The sequence below is a fragment of the Polaromonas sp. P3_B4 genome (assembly GCF_056402835.1).
Window position 1 is genome coordinate 3,414,202 of sequence record NZ_JBFUGQ010000001.1, and the last position, 13,308, is coordinate 3,427,509.

15 protein-coding genes are annotated in these 13,308 nt (G+C 63.8%); 1 reads left to right on the plus strand and 14 read right to left on the minus strand.

Going from position 1 to position 13,308, the window contains the following annotated elements; all coding sequences use genetic code 11:
• Nucleotides 1-123 precede the first annotated feature (123 nt).
• Nucleotides 124-1,209, plus strand: coding sequence for a fatty acid desaturase (locus AC1DVV_RS16200; protein WP_477689506.1), 1,086 nt, complete (start codon nucleotides 124-126; stop codon nucleotides 1,207-1,209).
• On the opposite strand, the gene AC1DVV_RS16205 is transcribed toward AC1DVV_RS16200, so the two are convergent.
• The 14 genes from AC1DVV_RS16205 to AC1DVV_RS16270 form a co-directional block, all read right to left on the minus strand.
• A complete protein-coding gene (locus tag AC1DVV_RS16205) occupies nucleotides 1,203-1,976 on the minus strand; it encodes a helix-turn-helix domain-containing protein (protein WP_477701532.1) in 774 nt (257 codons plus the stop codon). The two genes, AC1DVV_RS16200 and AC1DVV_RS16205, sit on opposite strands and share 7 nt — an antisense overlap.
• Nucleotides 1,967-2,437, minus strand: coding sequence for a response regulator (locus AC1DVV_RS16210; RefSeq protein ID WP_477666424.1), 471 nt, complete (start codon nucleotides 2,435-2,437; stop codon nucleotides 1,967-1,969). The genes AC1DVV_RS16205 and AC1DVV_RS16210 overlap by 10 nt, the downstream gene beginning before the upstream one ends.
• Before the next feature lie 103 nt (nucleotides 2,438-2,540).
• Nucleotides 2,541-3,386, minus strand: coding sequence for a universal stress protein (locus AC1DVV_RS16215; RefSeq protein ID WP_477666423.1), 846 nt, complete (start codon nucleotides 3,384-3,386; stop codon nucleotides 2,541-2,543).
• Between the two features lie 109 nt (nucleotides 3,387-3,495).
• The gene (locus AC1DVV_RS16220) at nucleotides 3,496-4,140 is read right to left on the minus strand and encodes a response regulator (protein ID WP_477666422.1); all 645 of its coding nucleotides are present in this window, start codon (nucleotides 4,138-4,140) and stop codon (nucleotides 3,496-3,498) included.
• Nucleotides 4,137-5,411 (minus strand): PAS domain-containing sensor histidine kinase, encoded by a 1,275-nt coding sequence (locus tag AC1DVV_RS16225; RefSeq protein WP_477666421.1) that lies wholly within the window; start codon nucleotides 5,409-5,411, stop codon nucleotides 4,137-4,139. Before AC1DVV_RS16225 ends, AC1DVV_RS16220 begins: the two co-directional genes overlap by 4 nt.
• A 28-nt stretch (nucleotides 5,412-5,439) precedes the next feature.
• Complete coding sequence (locus tag AC1DVV_RS16230; protein ID WP_457281521.1) at nucleotides 5,440-5,691, minus strand: hypothetical protein; 252 nt, start codon at nucleotides 5,689-5,691, stop codon at nucleotides 5,440-5,442.
• A gap of 27 nt (nucleotides 5,692-5,718) precedes the next feature.
• Entirely contained in the window at nucleotides 5,719-5,976 is a 258-nt protein-coding gene (locus tag AC1DVV_RS16235) for a nitrogen fixation protein FixH (RefSeq protein WP_477666420.1), read from the minus strand.
• Between the two features lie 20 nt (nucleotides 5,977-5,996).
• Nucleotides 5,997-7,424: a cytochrome c oxidase accessory protein CcoG gene (ccoG, locus tag AC1DVV_RS16240; RefSeq protein WP_477666419.1), complete on the minus strand. Its 1,428-nt coding sequence runs from the start codon at nucleotides 7,422-7,424 to the stop codon at nucleotides 5,997-5,999.
• A gap of 7 nt (nucleotides 7,425-7,431) precedes the next feature.
• Nucleotides 7,432-8,349, minus strand: coding sequence for a cytochrome-c oxidase, cbb3-type subunit III (gene ccoP / locus AC1DVV_RS16245; protein ID WP_477701531.1), 918 nt, complete (start codon nucleotides 8,347-8,349; stop codon nucleotides 7,432-7,434).
• 67 nt (nucleotides 8,350-8,416) lie between these two features.
• The gene (locus AC1DVV_RS16250; RefSeq protein WP_457281525.1) at nucleotides 8,417-8,554 is read right to left on the minus strand and encodes a cbb3-type cytochrome oxidase subunit 3; all 138 of its coding nucleotides are present in this window, start codon (nucleotides 8,552-8,554) and stop codon (nucleotides 8,417-8,419) included.
• An 11-nt stretch (nucleotides 8,555-8,565) separates the two neighbouring features.
• A complete protein-coding gene (gene ccoO, locus AC1DVV_RS16255) occupies nucleotides 8,566-9,195 on the minus strand; it encodes a cytochrome-c oxidase, cbb3-type subunit II (RefSeq protein ID WP_457281526.1) in 630 nt (209 codons plus the stop codon).
• A 21-nt stretch (nucleotides 9,196-9,216) separates the two neighbouring features.
• Nucleotides 9,217-10,650: a cytochrome-c oxidase, cbb3-type subunit I gene (gene ccoN / locus AC1DVV_RS16260; protein ID WP_457281527.1), complete on the minus strand. Its 1,434-nt coding sequence runs from the start codon at nucleotides 10,648-10,650 to the stop codon at nucleotides 9,217-9,219.
• Nucleotides 10,651-10,715: 65 nt separating this feature from the next.
• Nucleotides 10,716-10,853 carry a cbb3-type cytochrome oxidase assembly protein CcoS gene (ccoS, locus tag AC1DVV_RS16265; protein ID WP_431095040.1) on the minus strand — a complete coding sequence of 46 codons (138 nt, stop codon included), beginning with the start codon at nucleotides 10,851-10,853 and terminating at the stop codon, nucleotides 10,716-10,718.
• A complete protein-coding gene (locus AC1DVV_RS16270) occupies nucleotides 10,854-13,139 on the minus strand; it encodes a heavy metal translocating P-type ATPase (RefSeq protein ID WP_477701530.1) in 2,286 nt (761 codons plus the stop codon).
• Between the last annotated feature and the right edge of the window lie 169 nt (nucleotides 13,140-13,308).

Here is a 13,308-nt window from a genome sequence, read left to right on the forward strand (position 1 = left end):
GCGGCCGCCGGACGCGTTTGCCCCGTCCTTGACCTGCGTCAAATCGCCGCGAAGGGCGCGCCGTAAGCTGGCGGCTTCCCCATTGCCTTGGGTCAACGGCCCCGGCTGCCAACCCTTCATCTCATGTCCCTCTCACAAGCAATCCAAGAAAACCAAGCCACCGTCCTTCCGCACCGAAAAGTCCTGCGTTCCTGGCTTCTTCCTGTCTCGACCAAAAACACCGGCCTCGCGTTGGCGCTGGCCCTGATGGACTTTGCCCTGTTCGCTGCATGCATGGCCGGGGCAGTGCTCGCGGGCCACCCTGCCCTCCAGGTGCTCATGGCCCTCTTGGCCGGCTTCATGATCGCGAGGCTGTTTATCCTCGGCCACGACGCGTGCCACCAGAGCTTCACCCCACACCGCAAACTCAACCGCTGGCTGGGCCGCCTGCTTTTTTTGCCCTCGCTCACGCCCTACAGCCTGTGGGATGTCGGGCACAACATCGTGCACCACGGCTACACCAACCTCAGCGGCTTTGATTTCGTATGGCAGCCCGCGACCCTTGAGGCCTATGAAAGCATGCCCGTCTGGAAACAGTGGCTGGAGCGCGCCTACCGCAGCGGCTGGGCGCCCTGGCTCTACTACCTCGTGGAAATCTGGTGGAAGCGGCTTTACTTCCCGTCCAAAGCCGTGATGCCTACGCGGCGCGGCATTTTTGTCGCGGACAGCTTGCTGGTCACTGCCGCTGCCGCAGCCTGGATCGCAGGCCTTGTGATCGCGGCAGGGTCTACCGGTCAGTCGGCGCTCTGGCTTTTGGCCGCTGGCTTTTTCCTGCCGCTGTTAGTGTGGAACGGCCTGATAGGTTTTGTGGTCTACGTGCACCACACGCACACCCAGATCGCCTGGTATGACAACAAAAAAAGCTGGTCGGACGCCAACCCCTTTGTCTCCACCACCGTGCACCTGACCTTCAACTCGTTTTTCGGCGCGGCGCTGCACCACATCATGGAGCACACGGCCCATCACGTAGACATGGGCGTGCCGCTGTACCGCCTGAAACAGGCGCAGGCCATGCTGGAGGCCAGGCTGCCTGGCCACATCGTCGTACAGCCTTTTTCCTGGCACTGGTACTTCGATACGGCGCGCCGCTGCAAGCTTTATGACTTCGAGCGGCGGCAATGGACGGATTTTTCCGGTACCCCGGCCACCCAGTCGATGGTCGTTCAGTGAACCCGGGTATCGAAGACGTGTTTGAGGGCCGCGTGGTCGAGGATGCGGATGTGGCGTTTGTCGACTTCCAGGATGCCCTGCTGCAGGAAGGCGGAAAAGGTGCGGCTCACGGTCTCCAGCTTCATGCCCAGGTAGCTGCCGATTTCGGCGCGCGACATGCGCAAGTGGAATTCGCTGGCTGAGTAGCCACGCAACTTGAGCCGCTGTGACAGGTTGAGCAGGAAGGCAGCCAGCCGCTCTTCGGCATTCATGCTGCCCAACAGCATCATCAGGCTGTGCTCCTTGACGATTTCCCGGCTCATCAGCCGGCTGACGGCCTGCTGCATGTCGGCACTGGTCGCAGCCAGGCCGCTGATCTGGTCGTAGGGAATGGTGCAGACTTCAGTGTCTTCGAGTGCAGTGGAGTTGCTGGCATACGCGCCGTTGGCAATACCGTCCAGGCCCATCAGTTCACCGGCCATCTGGAAGCCGCTGACCTGCTCACGGCCATCTGCCAGCGTCAGGCTGGATTTGAAGGTGCCGATACGCACCGCATAAATGTTGCGGAAAGCTTGGCCCTCGTGGTAGAGCGTCTGCCCCGCCTTGACCTTCGTCCGGCTGAAGTGGAGATCGTCCAGTCCATCCACATCGGCGGGCTTCATGCCGCAGGGCAGGCAGAGGTCGCGCAGGTTGCAGTTCGAGCAGTGAGTCTTCAGTGGCAGGATAGCGGCGGATGAAATGCCGCTGACGGATGAAGTGCCGCTGGCGGATGAACAGGCTATGGGCATGATGACTCCTTGGATTGGGAGGAAGAAACGGACTGATCCACACGCCGCGGCTGCGCAAGCATTGCCACGGTGTCCCCGAGTTGGTAAAACTCGGCGTGTTTATCGAGAAAACAGGCAGCGCCCGCAGCCAGGTAGCGCGCACGGTAGGCGGCCTCGGCATGGTTGCTGAGGATGATGAAAGGAATGTCTTGCGTGGTTTTGAGGATGGACTGCAGCACCTGCATGCCCGTGCCCTTCTCGAATTGCACGTCAAGCACCACCACATCGGGCTGCGTCGCCAGGATGCCCGAGACCGCAGACTCCGGCGTATCGGCCTGGCCCGCGACCACCACGCCCCGGGCGGTAAGCATTTCGGCAACGCTGCGGCGGCTCAGCGCGGAGTCGTCGGCCAGAAAGACCCGGGTGGGTGAAGCGGTGTGTTGCATGCCCTTACTGTCGCGCAGGCGGCGCGGCAGGGACATCGTCTTTTGCTGAAAGGCCGGCTCGGATAAGGCTGGTTCGCCGGCACCGGCGCTCCGATCCAGACTCGGAAATTTCCGAGCCTGTACCGACCAGCGCGCCCGCTTAATGCGCCATCAACACGGGTAGCGTCATGCTTTTAAGCACGGTCCGGGATGCGCCGCCCAATACCCATTCATAGGCGCGGGCGCGGCCATAGCAGCCCATCACCAGCAAGTCCGCCTGCAGATCGAATGCGCGCGACAGCAGCAGGTCGCCCAGGTTCCCGGGTTCCGCGCCTTCCACATTTTCCCGGTGCCAGCTGGCCTGGACACCGTGGGCCTTCAGGTAAGAGACGATATTCGGACCTGCGCCCGTAGCCGCCACGGCATCAACGCCCCAGCTCAGGATATGCACCGAGTTTGCGTTGCGCAGGATGGGGAGGGCCGCGGTCACCGCGCGTGCGGCTCCGCGGGTGGGCTTCCAGGCGATCACCACATTGCCCGGCAAACCCGGTTTTGCCGACGTGTAGGGCAGCACCAGTGCCGGCCGCCCGCTCAGGGCAATCACAGCCTCCGGAAAATCCGCCGGCATCAGCGTGGACCAACCCTCGCCCGGGCCGTGCTGGCCCAGCACCAGCAGGTCGGCATAGAGCGCCTGCCCGGCAAAGGCCGATAGCAGCGGAAATTCATGGACTTCAGCCCATGCGGCCGGCAGCCCCGCAGGCCGGATCTGTTCGAACACCGAGCGCGCCCGCGCCAGTTCGGTGTCCTGTACGTTCTCCCGCCTCACGGCCAGGCCGGTCCCCATGCCGGAGGCAACGGGAAGCGCCTCGGAGGCCGAAGGCGAGGCATAAAGCGCCGTGATGCCGGCGCCGTACTGCGCGGCAAGCCGGCAGGAAAATTCAAGGCGTTGCGCGAATTGCGGCGAGGCGTCGGCATGGACCAGCAGTTGTTTGAGTTCATTGCTCATGGAACACCTCCGGTGCAGAGTTTGGATACCCTGACTGTAGGGAGAGGCGCCCGAGGCTGTGTTGATCGTTGTCAACACAAGGCCGCTTTCCGCAGCAGACCGGTGGGCCTCAGGGGTCCAGTGGCTCGGTCAGTCCATGCTTGAGCGCATAACGGATCAACTCGCTCTGGTTTTGCAAGCCCATTTTCTGCATGAGGTTGGTCTTGTGGGTGCTGACGGTCTTGACCGACAGGTTCAGCTTCGTCCCGATGTCCGTCAGGGAAACGCCGGCCACCAGCAATTGCAACACTTCAAACTCGCGATTCGAAAGGCTTTCATGCGGCACTGCCTGGCTGCCGGGCATCGCACCCAGCGCGAGTTGCTCGGCCACTTCGGCGCTGATGAAGGCGCCGCCTGAAGCCACCTTGCGTATGGCCTGCTCCAGCTGGTCCGGCGCGCTCTCTTTGGTCAGGTAGCCGCTGGCGCCGTTCTTGATGGCGCGCACGGCGTACTGCAGCTCCTGGTGCATGCTCAGGACCAGGATGCGCAGCTGCGGCTTTTCGCCGCGAATCAGCTTGATGAGCTCCATGCCGCTGCGCCCCGGCATGGAGAGGTCCAGCACCAGCACGTCGAAGGCCAGCTCGCGCACGCGCTGCATGACTTCCGTCCCGTTGCCGGCCTCGCCGGCGACCTCCATGTCCTCGATGGAGGACACGATACGCTTGAGCCCCTCCCGCACGATGGAATGGTCGTCGGCAATCACAATCCTGATCACGTGATGTCTCCTGTTTCGGGCACCGGGATGCTGACCCGTATACGAGTTCCCTGGCCAGGCGCGGTGTCTATGTCCACCGTCCCCTGCAGCAGGCGGGCCCGCTCGCGCAGACCCATCAGGCCCAGCGAGCCGGGCTTGCGCGGGGCGTCCGGCGCGAACCCGGCACCGTCATCGCTCACGTCGAGGACCACGGCCGCATCAGTCCTCGCTATGCGTACATCGACTTGCGACGCACTCGCGTGCTTTGCCACGTTCACGAGCGACTCTTGCACAATGCGGAACACCGCCGTGGCATACGGTTCGGCCAGCTCAACCTCCTCGTCCAGCGACAGCTTGCACACCACGCCGTGACGCTGGGTGAAATTATGGGTGAGCCACTGGATGGCCGGCACCAGGCCCAGGTCGTCCAGCAGCAACGGCCGCAAATCTGACGCGATGCGGCGCGTGGCGGCCACCGTGGTGTCCAGCAAGCCGAGCATGTCGTCCAGTTTGGCCCGCACGGCACCTGCATCCGGGGGCAAGGCTTCCCGAATCCAGGTGGCGTCCATCTTGATCGCCGTCAATGACTGCGCGAGTTCGTCGTGCAGCTCGCGCGCGATCCGTGTTTTTTCGCTTTCACGGATGGCGTGGGCCGCCGAGGCGAAGGCGCTCAGTTCCTCGCTCGCGCGGACCCGCTCAGTCACGTCGCGCAGGATCACGGTGTAAAGCTTGCCATGCGCGGTATCGAGCTGCGAGATGGAAGCTTCCAGCGGAAACTCCTCGCCGCTGGACCTCCGCCCATACAGCACCGTGCCATCTCCCATGCGCCTGGAGGTTGTGCCGGTCTGACCGAAACGCCGAACCTGCTCGCCGTGTGCCCCCTGGTGCCGCTGTGGAATCAACCGTGTGAGCGGCTGGCCCAGCATCTCGCGCGTGGGCCAGCCGAATATCTTCTCGGCCGCCTTGTTGTACAAGAGCACGTTCTGCTTGCTGTCCACAGTGATGATGGCGTCCATGGCCGAATCCAGCAGACCGGCCAGCCTCGCGTCCGCGCCCTCCAGCGCTTGCTTGCCGATACGGTCTCGCGCCGCGTCACGCCCGGCCAGCAGCCAGGCAATGCCGCATGTGGCGGCGGCCAGCGCTGCAACCAGCGGCAGGCCCGGCAGCGATTGTGGGCTGGACGCCAGATGGACGGCGGCCAGCAGCGTCAGGGTTGCCATCACGGCCAGTGCGATGGCCATGGAGCGCCGGCGCTTGGGCACCGCGTCACCGACGTGGGGGAACAGGGACATGGGGCAGCTTCGGGAGTGGAACCCGATCTTACCGCCCGGCCCTTTCTGCGGAAGCCGGCACAGGCCCCATCAGCAGCACCGTCAAGGCGCTGGAGGCCGCGCAGGCAAGCCAGAACACAAAAAAGGCGGCGGTCTGCAGTGCCAGCCGGGACAGCCCCGCGGGTTGCCCGTAACGCAGCATTTCCTCAGGGTCGAACAGTCCGAAGAGCAGCAGTTCCAGCAGGCAGGCCGACAGAAAGGCCGGCCAGGCGATGCCCAGTATCTTGTTGGCTGAAATCATGGGGTCTCCTCTTTGCGTTGCAGGCGATCAGGGACGAGCCGTTTTGTCGGGTGTGGCCGCGTGATTGCGCCCCTCCAGGGCCGGCGCCAGTGCCCTGGGTTGATGCAGCGCATTGGTGCGCGAGGCCCGCGCCGGCTCCTGTCCGCCTATCACGGCATCCGGATACTTGACGGCCAGGAAGGCTGTCACCACGCCTGCCACGACCACTGCGGCGGGCCCGGAAATCACCAGCCAGACATGGCCGTGCTTCCACCATGGAGTGGCTTGGGTGGGAATGGAATTCATGAGGGGCCTTTCATCGCGATTCATCGCGGAACAAGGAACACGGATTTTTCTTCGACGTGGGCACGCCCGCTTTCATCGCCGACACGGAACACGATGGCGTGCGAGCCGGCCGACGCCGAGCCGTAGGGAATCTGCAGCCGCACCGCGACCCAGCGGGATTCGGTGGGGCCCACGCTGACTTCAGCCTCAGAGGCGACCGTCAGGCTCTCCAGTCCGGCGGCCGCAATCGTGTAGCGCTGCGGCTGCTCGGTGGCGTTCATGATCTGCAGCCGGTAAACATTTTCCAGCCGCCCGCCCGCCACGATGCGCGAAAGCGCGGCACGGTCCCGCACGACGTCGACCTTCAACGGCATGCGCGCCACCAGGCTCCAGAGAAGTGTCAGGCACAGTACGCCGAGCAGCGCCGTATAGACCAGCACGCGCGGGCGCAGCACCTGCCGCAGCATGCGTGAAGCACCCCATTTTCCGGCGAGCGCGTTCTGGGTGGTGAAGCGGATCAGACCCCGCGTATAACCCATTTTGTCCATCACACCATCACACACATCCACGCATGCCGCGCAGCCTATGCACTCATACTGCAGGCCCTCGCGGATGTCTATGCCTGTCGGGCAAACCTGCACGCACAGGGTGCAATCGACACAGGCGCCCAGGGACAATGCCGCGGCGTCGGCATGGCGCGACCTGGCGCCGCGCGGTTCACCCCGCGCGGGGTCGTAACTCACAATCAACGTGTCTTTGTCAAACATCGCGCTCTGGAAGCGCGCATAGGGGCACATGTATTTGCACACCTGCTCACGCAGGAAGCCGGCATTGCCGTAAGTGGCGAAACCGTAGAACAAGACCCAGAAGATTTCCCAGCCGCCCATTTTGGTCTGCAAGAACTGCAGGATCAGCTCGCGGGCCGGCACGAAATAAGCGACAAAGGTAAAGCCGGTCCACATCGCCACACCTATCCAGAGGATGTGCTTGAACCACTTCTTGACCAGTTTTTCCAGCGAGAACGGGGCGCCGTCCAGCCGCAACCTGGCCGTGCGGTCGCCCTCCACCTTGCGCTCTATCCAGAGGAAGATTTCGGTGTACACCGTCTGCGGGCAGGCAAAGCCGCACCAAAGCCGGCCCGCAACCGCCGTGAACAGGAACAGCGACAAAGCGCTGGCGACCAGCAGGCCGGTCAGGTAGATGAAGTCCTGCGGGTACAGCACATAACCGAAGAGATAAAAGCGCCGCGCCTCCAGGTCGAACAGCACCGCCTGGCGCTGCCCCCACTGCAGCCACGGCAAGCCGTAGAAAAACAGCTGCGTCAAGATGACGAATGCCCAGCGCCAGCGCGCAAACAGCCCGCTCACGGAACGCGGGTAGATTTTCTTTTGCGCCTCGTACAGCGACTCCCCTGCCGGCTCTGCCGCTGGCACGATGGGAATGATTTTTCGCAAAGGCAGCTGGGTCACTGTCGCCTCAAAGTTTTGCCGCAGCGGCTTTGTTGGAGAGCCCCCAGATGTAAGCTGTCAACACATGGATCTGCGCTTCCGTGAGCTTGCCGGCCTGCGCAGGCATTTCGTTGGTTTTGCCTTTGTTCACAATGTCGACGATGGCCTGCTCTCCCCAGCCGTGCAGCCAGATGTCGTCGGCCAGGTTGGGCGCGCCTATCGCGGTATTGCCCTTGCCGTCCATGCCGTGGCAGGCCGCGCAGGCGGTGAATTTGGATTTGCCGAGCTGCGCGCGCAGTGAATCGTGGGGACCACCGGACAGGCTAAGGACGTAATTCGCCACGTTCTTGACATCATCCGCTGTACCGACAGCGGCTGCCATGGGCGGCATCTGGCCCTTGCGGCCCACGGTCAGGGTCTCCCTGATTTTTTCGGTTGAGCCGCCGTGCAGCCAGTCGGTGTCGGCGAGGTTGGGAAAGCCCTTGCTGCCGCGCGCGTCCGAGCCGTGGCACTGGGCGCAGTTGTTCATGAAGAGGCGCTCGCCCACCGCCATGACATTGGCGTCGCCGGCGAGCTCGTCCGCGCTTTTGGCGGTGAAGCCGGCGTACAGCGGTGCAAGCTCCTTGTCTGCGTTGTCCATCGCGGTGTTGTATTCGCCACGCGTGCTCCAGCCCATTTCGCCCGGGTAAGCACCAAGGCCCGGGTAAGCGACCAGGTAGAGCAAGGAATAGATCACGCTGATCACGAACAGCCACATCCACCAGCGCGGCATCGGGTTGTTGGACTCGCGCAGGTCTTCATCCCAGACGTGGCCCGTCGTGTTGTCGCTGTTCTGGGGTATTTTTTTGCGGGCCGTCGCCCACAGCAGGACCAGGGCACCGAGGATGCCGATCAAGGTCAGCGCGGCCACATACCAGGACCAGAAGTTGTCTGTGAAATCGCTCATGGCTCACACCCGATGTGTTGTGCAGTGAATAAAAAACCGGTGAAGAGGTCTTGCATGGCGCTACCCCCTAGTCCTGCAGGAAGGGGATCTTTGCGTCCTCTTCAAACCGCGTGCGGTTACGGCTGGAATAGGCCCACACCAGCAGACCGACGAAGGTGGCAAAACACAGCAGGGTAGCGATGATGCGCAGCGTGTTGACGTCCATGTCGCTCTCCTTTACTTCAGGGCCTTGCCCATAACTTGCAGATAGGCCACCAGGGCATCCATTTCCGTCTTGCCCTTCACCACACCAGCGGCCTCGGCGATTTCGGCGTCGGTGTAAGGCACCCCCACCCTGCGCAGTGCTGTCATGCGGGGCGCCATGTCGGCGGGGTCGACGGGCTTCTTCTCCAGCCAGCTATAGGCCGGCATGTTGGATTCAGGGACCAGGTCGCGCGGATTGTTCAGGTGGATACGGTGCCATTCGTCGGTGTATTTGCCACCTACGCGGTGCAGGTCGGGACCCGTGCGCTTGCTGCCCCACTGGAAGGGATGGTCGTAGACAAATTCGCCGGCCACCGAGTAGTGCCCGTAGCGCAACGTCTCCGCGCGAAACGGTCGGATCATCTGCGAGTGGCAGTTGTAGCAACCCTCGCGCAGGTAGATGTCGCGGCCGGCCAGCTGCAACGCACCATAAGGCTTCACGCCTTCAAGCGGTGCGGTGGTCGACTTCTGGAAGAACAGCGGCACGATTTCCACCAGGCCGCCCACGGCGATCACCAGCAGGATCAGGATGATCATCAGGAAGTTGTTGGTTTCGATCTTCTCGTGCGAGAAGCCGGCCGCAGAGGGGGTTTCGTCTTTCATGGGATGTGCTTTCTTCTCTTGTTATGCGTGAGCCAGCGCCGGCACCGGCACCCGGACGGGGCGGCCCTTGGCCACCGTCATGCAGACGTTCCAGGCCATCAGTACCATGCCGCCAAGGTACAAAAGCCCGCCAAAGAAACGCACCACGTAGAAGGGATAGGTGGCCTTCACCGATTCGACGAAGGTGTAGGTCAGGGTTCCGTCGGCGTTGATGGCGCGCCACATCAGACCCTGCATCACGCCGGCGATCCACATGGCGGCGATGTAGAGCACGATGCCCACGGTGGCCGTCCAGAAATGCACCTCGATGGCGCGCACCGAATACATCTGCTTTTGCCCGAACAGGCGGGGAATCATGTAATACAGCGTGCCCATGGAAATCAGGCCCACCCAGCCCAGGGCACCCGAATGCACGTGGCCCACGGTCCAATCCGTGTAGTGCGACAGCGCATTGACGGTCTTGATGGACATCAGCGGGCCCTCGAAGGTGCTCATGCCATAGAACGACAACGACACGATCAAAAAGCGCAGGATGGGGTCTTCGCGCAGCTTGTGCCAGGCGCCCGACAGGGTCATCACGCCGTTGATCATCCCGCCCCAACTGGGCGCCAGCAGGATCAGCGAAAACACCATACCCACTGACTGCGTCCAGTCGGGCAAGGCCGTGTAGTGCAGGTGGTGCGGACCCGCCCACATATAGGTGAAGATCAGCGCCCAGAAGTGGACGATGGACAGGCGGTAGCTGTAGACCGGCCGCTCCGCCTGCTTGGGGATGAAGTAATACATCATGCCCAGGAAGCCCGCGGTGAGGAAGAAACCCACGGCGTTGTGGCCGTACCACCACTGCACCATCGCGTCCTGCACACCCGCATAAGCGGAATAGGATTTCATCCAGCCGGCCGGAATCTCCGCGCTGTTGACCACATGCAGCACCGCCACCGCAAGAATGAAGGCGCCGTAGAACCAGTTGGCCACGTAGATGTGCCGGACCTTGCGGATTCCCAGCGTGCCGAAAAAGACGATGGCATAGGACACCCAGACCAGGGTGATCAGGATGTCGATGGGCCATTCGAGTTCGGCGTACTCCTTGCCGGTGGTGTAACCCAGCGGCAGGCTGATCGCGGCGCCCAGGATGACCAGTTGCCAGCCCCAGAAGGTAAAGGCTGCCAGCCGCGGTGCAAACAGCGGCACGCTGCTGGTGCGCTGGACCACGTAGTAGCTGCTGCCGATCAATGCGCAGCCGCCGAAGGCGAAGATGACCGCATTGGTGTGCAGCGGCCTGAGCCGGCCGTAGCTCAGCCAGGGAATGCCGAAGTTCAGTTCAGGCCATGCCAGCTGCGCGGCGATGAAAAGGCCCACAGCCATGCCGACCACACCCCAGAGCACAGCTGCCAGTGAAAACTGGCGAACCACCTTGTCGTGATAGGCGATCCCTCGTGTCGTTTCTTCGTTCATGAAGCACCTTTTGTCTTGATGCTTCAAAGTGTCGATGCGGCACGGGTCGCGCCATTTGATGCAGGTCAATCAGTGTGCAGAATGCGCTCGGCTTCCTGCTCAAGCGCCTCGAACTGACCTCGCCATACCGCCCAGCCCAGTGCGCCGATGATCAGCAAGGCCAGCACGACTGAGAGTGGGATCAAGAGGAACAGGATATCCATCTAGTTCTCCGGCGGGGTGCGCGCCAGCCTGGCCGAGTTGGCCACCACCAGCAGCGAGCTGGCCGCCATGCCGAAGCCGGCCAGCCATGTGGGCATATAGCCAAAAACCGCCAGCGGTACGCAGGTCGCGTTGTAAACCGCTGCCCACAACAGGTTCTGGCGCACGACCGCCCGGGTGCGCCGCGCCTGCGCGACAAGGGCTGGCACCGTGAGCAGCCGGTTGCCGGTCATGATGAAATCCGACCTTGCCTGAGCCACCGGCACGGCCTGACCCATGGCCATGGACGCATCAGCCACGGCCAGTACCGGCCCGTCGTTCATGCCGTCACCCACCATCATGACGCGATGGCCCTCGCGCTGAAGGCGGCGCACATGTTCCAGTTTGACCTCAGGCGTACATTCGCCAAAGCACCACTCAATGCCTGCCCGGCGCGCCAGGTGGGCGACAGCCTGGCCCGTATCGCCCGAAAGCAGCTGCACGCGGACACCGAGCTTGAGCAACGCGTCCACGGCCTGGGCCGCGTCTGGCCGCATCGCTTCGTCAAGCTCGAAACCCGCGAGGTAGTGCTCGCCATCGGACAGATGGGCCTGCAACACCGGCACATCGCGGCCCGGCACAGGCACGCCGCAAAAAAAGGCCGCCCCCAGGTTGAGGTAATGCGGCTCACTGCCGTCCAACCGGGCCACCTTGCCGCGCAGGCCCCGTCCGGTAACCTCCTCCACTTCGCTGGCCACCCAGTCCGCTGCGGGAAAGCGGGCGGCGATGGCGCGCGAGACCGGATGCAGCGAGTGCCTGGCCAGCGCCCCCGCCCAGTCACACGCCTCGTCGCGGTTCACACCGGCAGGCGTATGGGCCATCACGACTTGCATGCGGTCTTCTGTCAACGTGCCGGTCTTGTCGAAGATCACGGTGTCGATGGCAGCGCAGCTTTCCAGCGCCTGCAATTTGCGCACCAGCACGCCGCGCCGGGCCAGTGCGCCCGCGCCGGCCAGCATGGCCGCCGGCGTGGCCAGCGACAAGGCGCAAGGGCAGGTCACGATGAGCACCGCGACCGCGACCGCCAGCGCATGCGCCTGACCAAAAGGCCACCACCACACGGCTGCGGCGGCGCTCGCCAGCAGCACGGCCACCAGGAAGGGACTGGCGACGCGGTCCACCAGTTGCACCAGGCCTGGCTTTTCGACTGAGGCCTGCTCCATCAGGGCCACGATTTCGGCGTACCGGGTTTCCGGCCCGACGCGCAGCACGCGCACCTGCAGCACACCCGTGAGGTTGTGGCTGCCGGCAATGACACCATCGCCCACCCGCCGCAGCAGGGGTTTGGATTCGCCGGTGAGCAGCGACTGGTCGACCCGGCTCTCACCGCCCTCAACGGCCCCATCAGCGGGGAAAGCCTGACCAGGCAGCACCCGAATCAAGTCGCCGGCGACAAGGCGGCGCACGGCCACCGCGCGGAAACTGCCATCGGCTTCCCGCCGCTCCACGCTGTCCGGAAGGCGCCGCATCAGCGCCTCCAGCGCACCGGCGGTGCGGTCGCGCAGGCGCTGCTCCAGCAGTCGGCCCGACAGCAGAAAAAAAACGAACATGGGCACCGAGTCGTACGAGGCATGGTCACCCCAGGGGCCCGCCGGGTCAAAGGTCGCGGCCGTGCTGGCACCGAAGGCGATCAGCACGCCCAGCGCCACCGGCACGTCCATGCCGATGCGCAGGTTGCGCACATCGCGCAGCGCCGCCGCAAAAAACGGCCAGCAGGAAAACAGCAGCACCGGCAGGGTCAGCACCCAGGAGGCCCAGCCCAGCAGCGCCTGGATGTCGGGCGTGATCTCGCCCGCCGGCGCCAGATAGGCCGGTGCCGCGTACATCATGACCTGCATCATGCAAAAACCCGCCACCAGCCAGCGCCACAACATCACCCGCTGAGCCTGCACCCTGCGGCCGGCCAGCAGCAGGTCGCCTGCCGGCAAGGCGCCGTAACCGGCCTGGTGCAATGCCGCAATCCAATAAGAAGGCTGCGTGGTCTGCGGATGCCACTGAAGCCGCGCCGTGGCAGTCACGCCGTTGACCTGGACCGTATCCACGCCGGGCAGCTTGCGCAAAACCTCCTCGACCGTGAGCGCACAGGCCGCGCAGTGCATGCCCTCCAGCGCCAGGTACGACTCCCACCAGCCCTCGCGCCCCGCGACCGGCCGGCTAAAGCCCTCCCATTCGGCCGACTCGTCGAGCACGGCCCATGCGGCGGCGGGCGGCAAGAGACCGGCGGAAGCCGGGGCGATGGCGGTTTGCATGACGCAAGGGTAGCCGGCACGGCATGCCGCGCCCTTGATATGGATCAAGCCTGGGCGGGTGCGGCGCCTCTCTGTACGTTATCGAACAGTCCGATAGGCGGATGTTTGCGATAACAGCAATGCAGGGTTTGCCGAAGTGGCATCGCCTTGATCCAGGACAAGCGGCGGA

Bases quoted from the DNA above. Each gene is read 5' to 3' on its own strand.
- AC1DVV_RS16200 (WP_477689506.1), top strand. From the start codon at position 124: ATGTCCCTCTCACAAGCAATCCAAGAAAACCAAGCCACCGTCCTTCCG.
- AC1DVV_RS16205 (WP_477701532.1), bottom strand. From the start codon at position 1,976: ATGCCCATAGCCTGTTCATCCGCCAGCGGCACTTCATCCGTCAGCGGC.
- AC1DVV_RS16210 (WP_477666424.1), bottom strand. From the start codon at position 2,437: ATGTCCCTGCCGCGCCGCCTGCGCGACAGTAAGGGCATGCAACACACC.
- AC1DVV_RS16215 (WP_477666423.1), bottom strand. From the start codon at position 3,386: ATGAGCAATGAACTCAAACAACTGCTGGTCCATGCCGACGCCTCGCCG.
- AC1DVV_RS16225 (WP_477666421.1), bottom strand. From the start codon at position 5,411: ATGTCCCTGTTCCCCCACGTCGGTGACGCGGTGCCCAAGCGCCGGCGC.
- AC1DVV_RS16230 (WP_457281521.1), bottom strand. From the start codon at position 5,691: ATGATTTCAGCCAACAAGATACTGGGCATCGCCTGGCCGGCCTTTCTG.
- AC1DVV_RS16235 (WP_477666420.1), bottom strand. From the start codon at position 5,976: ATGAATTCCATTCCCACCCAAGCCACTCCATGGTGGAAGCACGGCCAT.
- ccoP (WP_477701531.1), bottom strand. From the start codon at position 8,349: ATGAGCGATTTCACAGACAACTTCTGGTCCTGGTATGTGGCCGCGCTG.
- AC1DVV_RS16250 (WP_457281525.1), bottom strand. From the start codon at position 8,554: ATGGACGTCAACACGCTGCGCATCATCGCTACCCTGCTGTGTTTTGCC.
- ccoO (WP_457281526.1), bottom strand. From the start codon at position 9,195: ATGAAAGACGAAACCCCCTCTGCGGCCGGCTTCTCGCACGAGAAGATC.
- ccoN (WP_457281527.1), bottom strand. From the start codon at position 10,650: ATGAACGAAGAAACGACACGAGGGATCGCCTATCACGACAAGGTGGTT.
- ccoS (WP_431095040.1), bottom strand. From the start codon at position 10,853: ATGGATATCCTGTTCCTCTTGATCCCACTCTCAGTCGTGCTGGCCTTG.
- AC1DVV_RS16270 (WP_477701530.1), bottom strand. From the start codon at position 13,139: ATGCAAACCGCCATCGCCCCGGCTTCCGCCGGTCTCTTGCCGCCCGCC.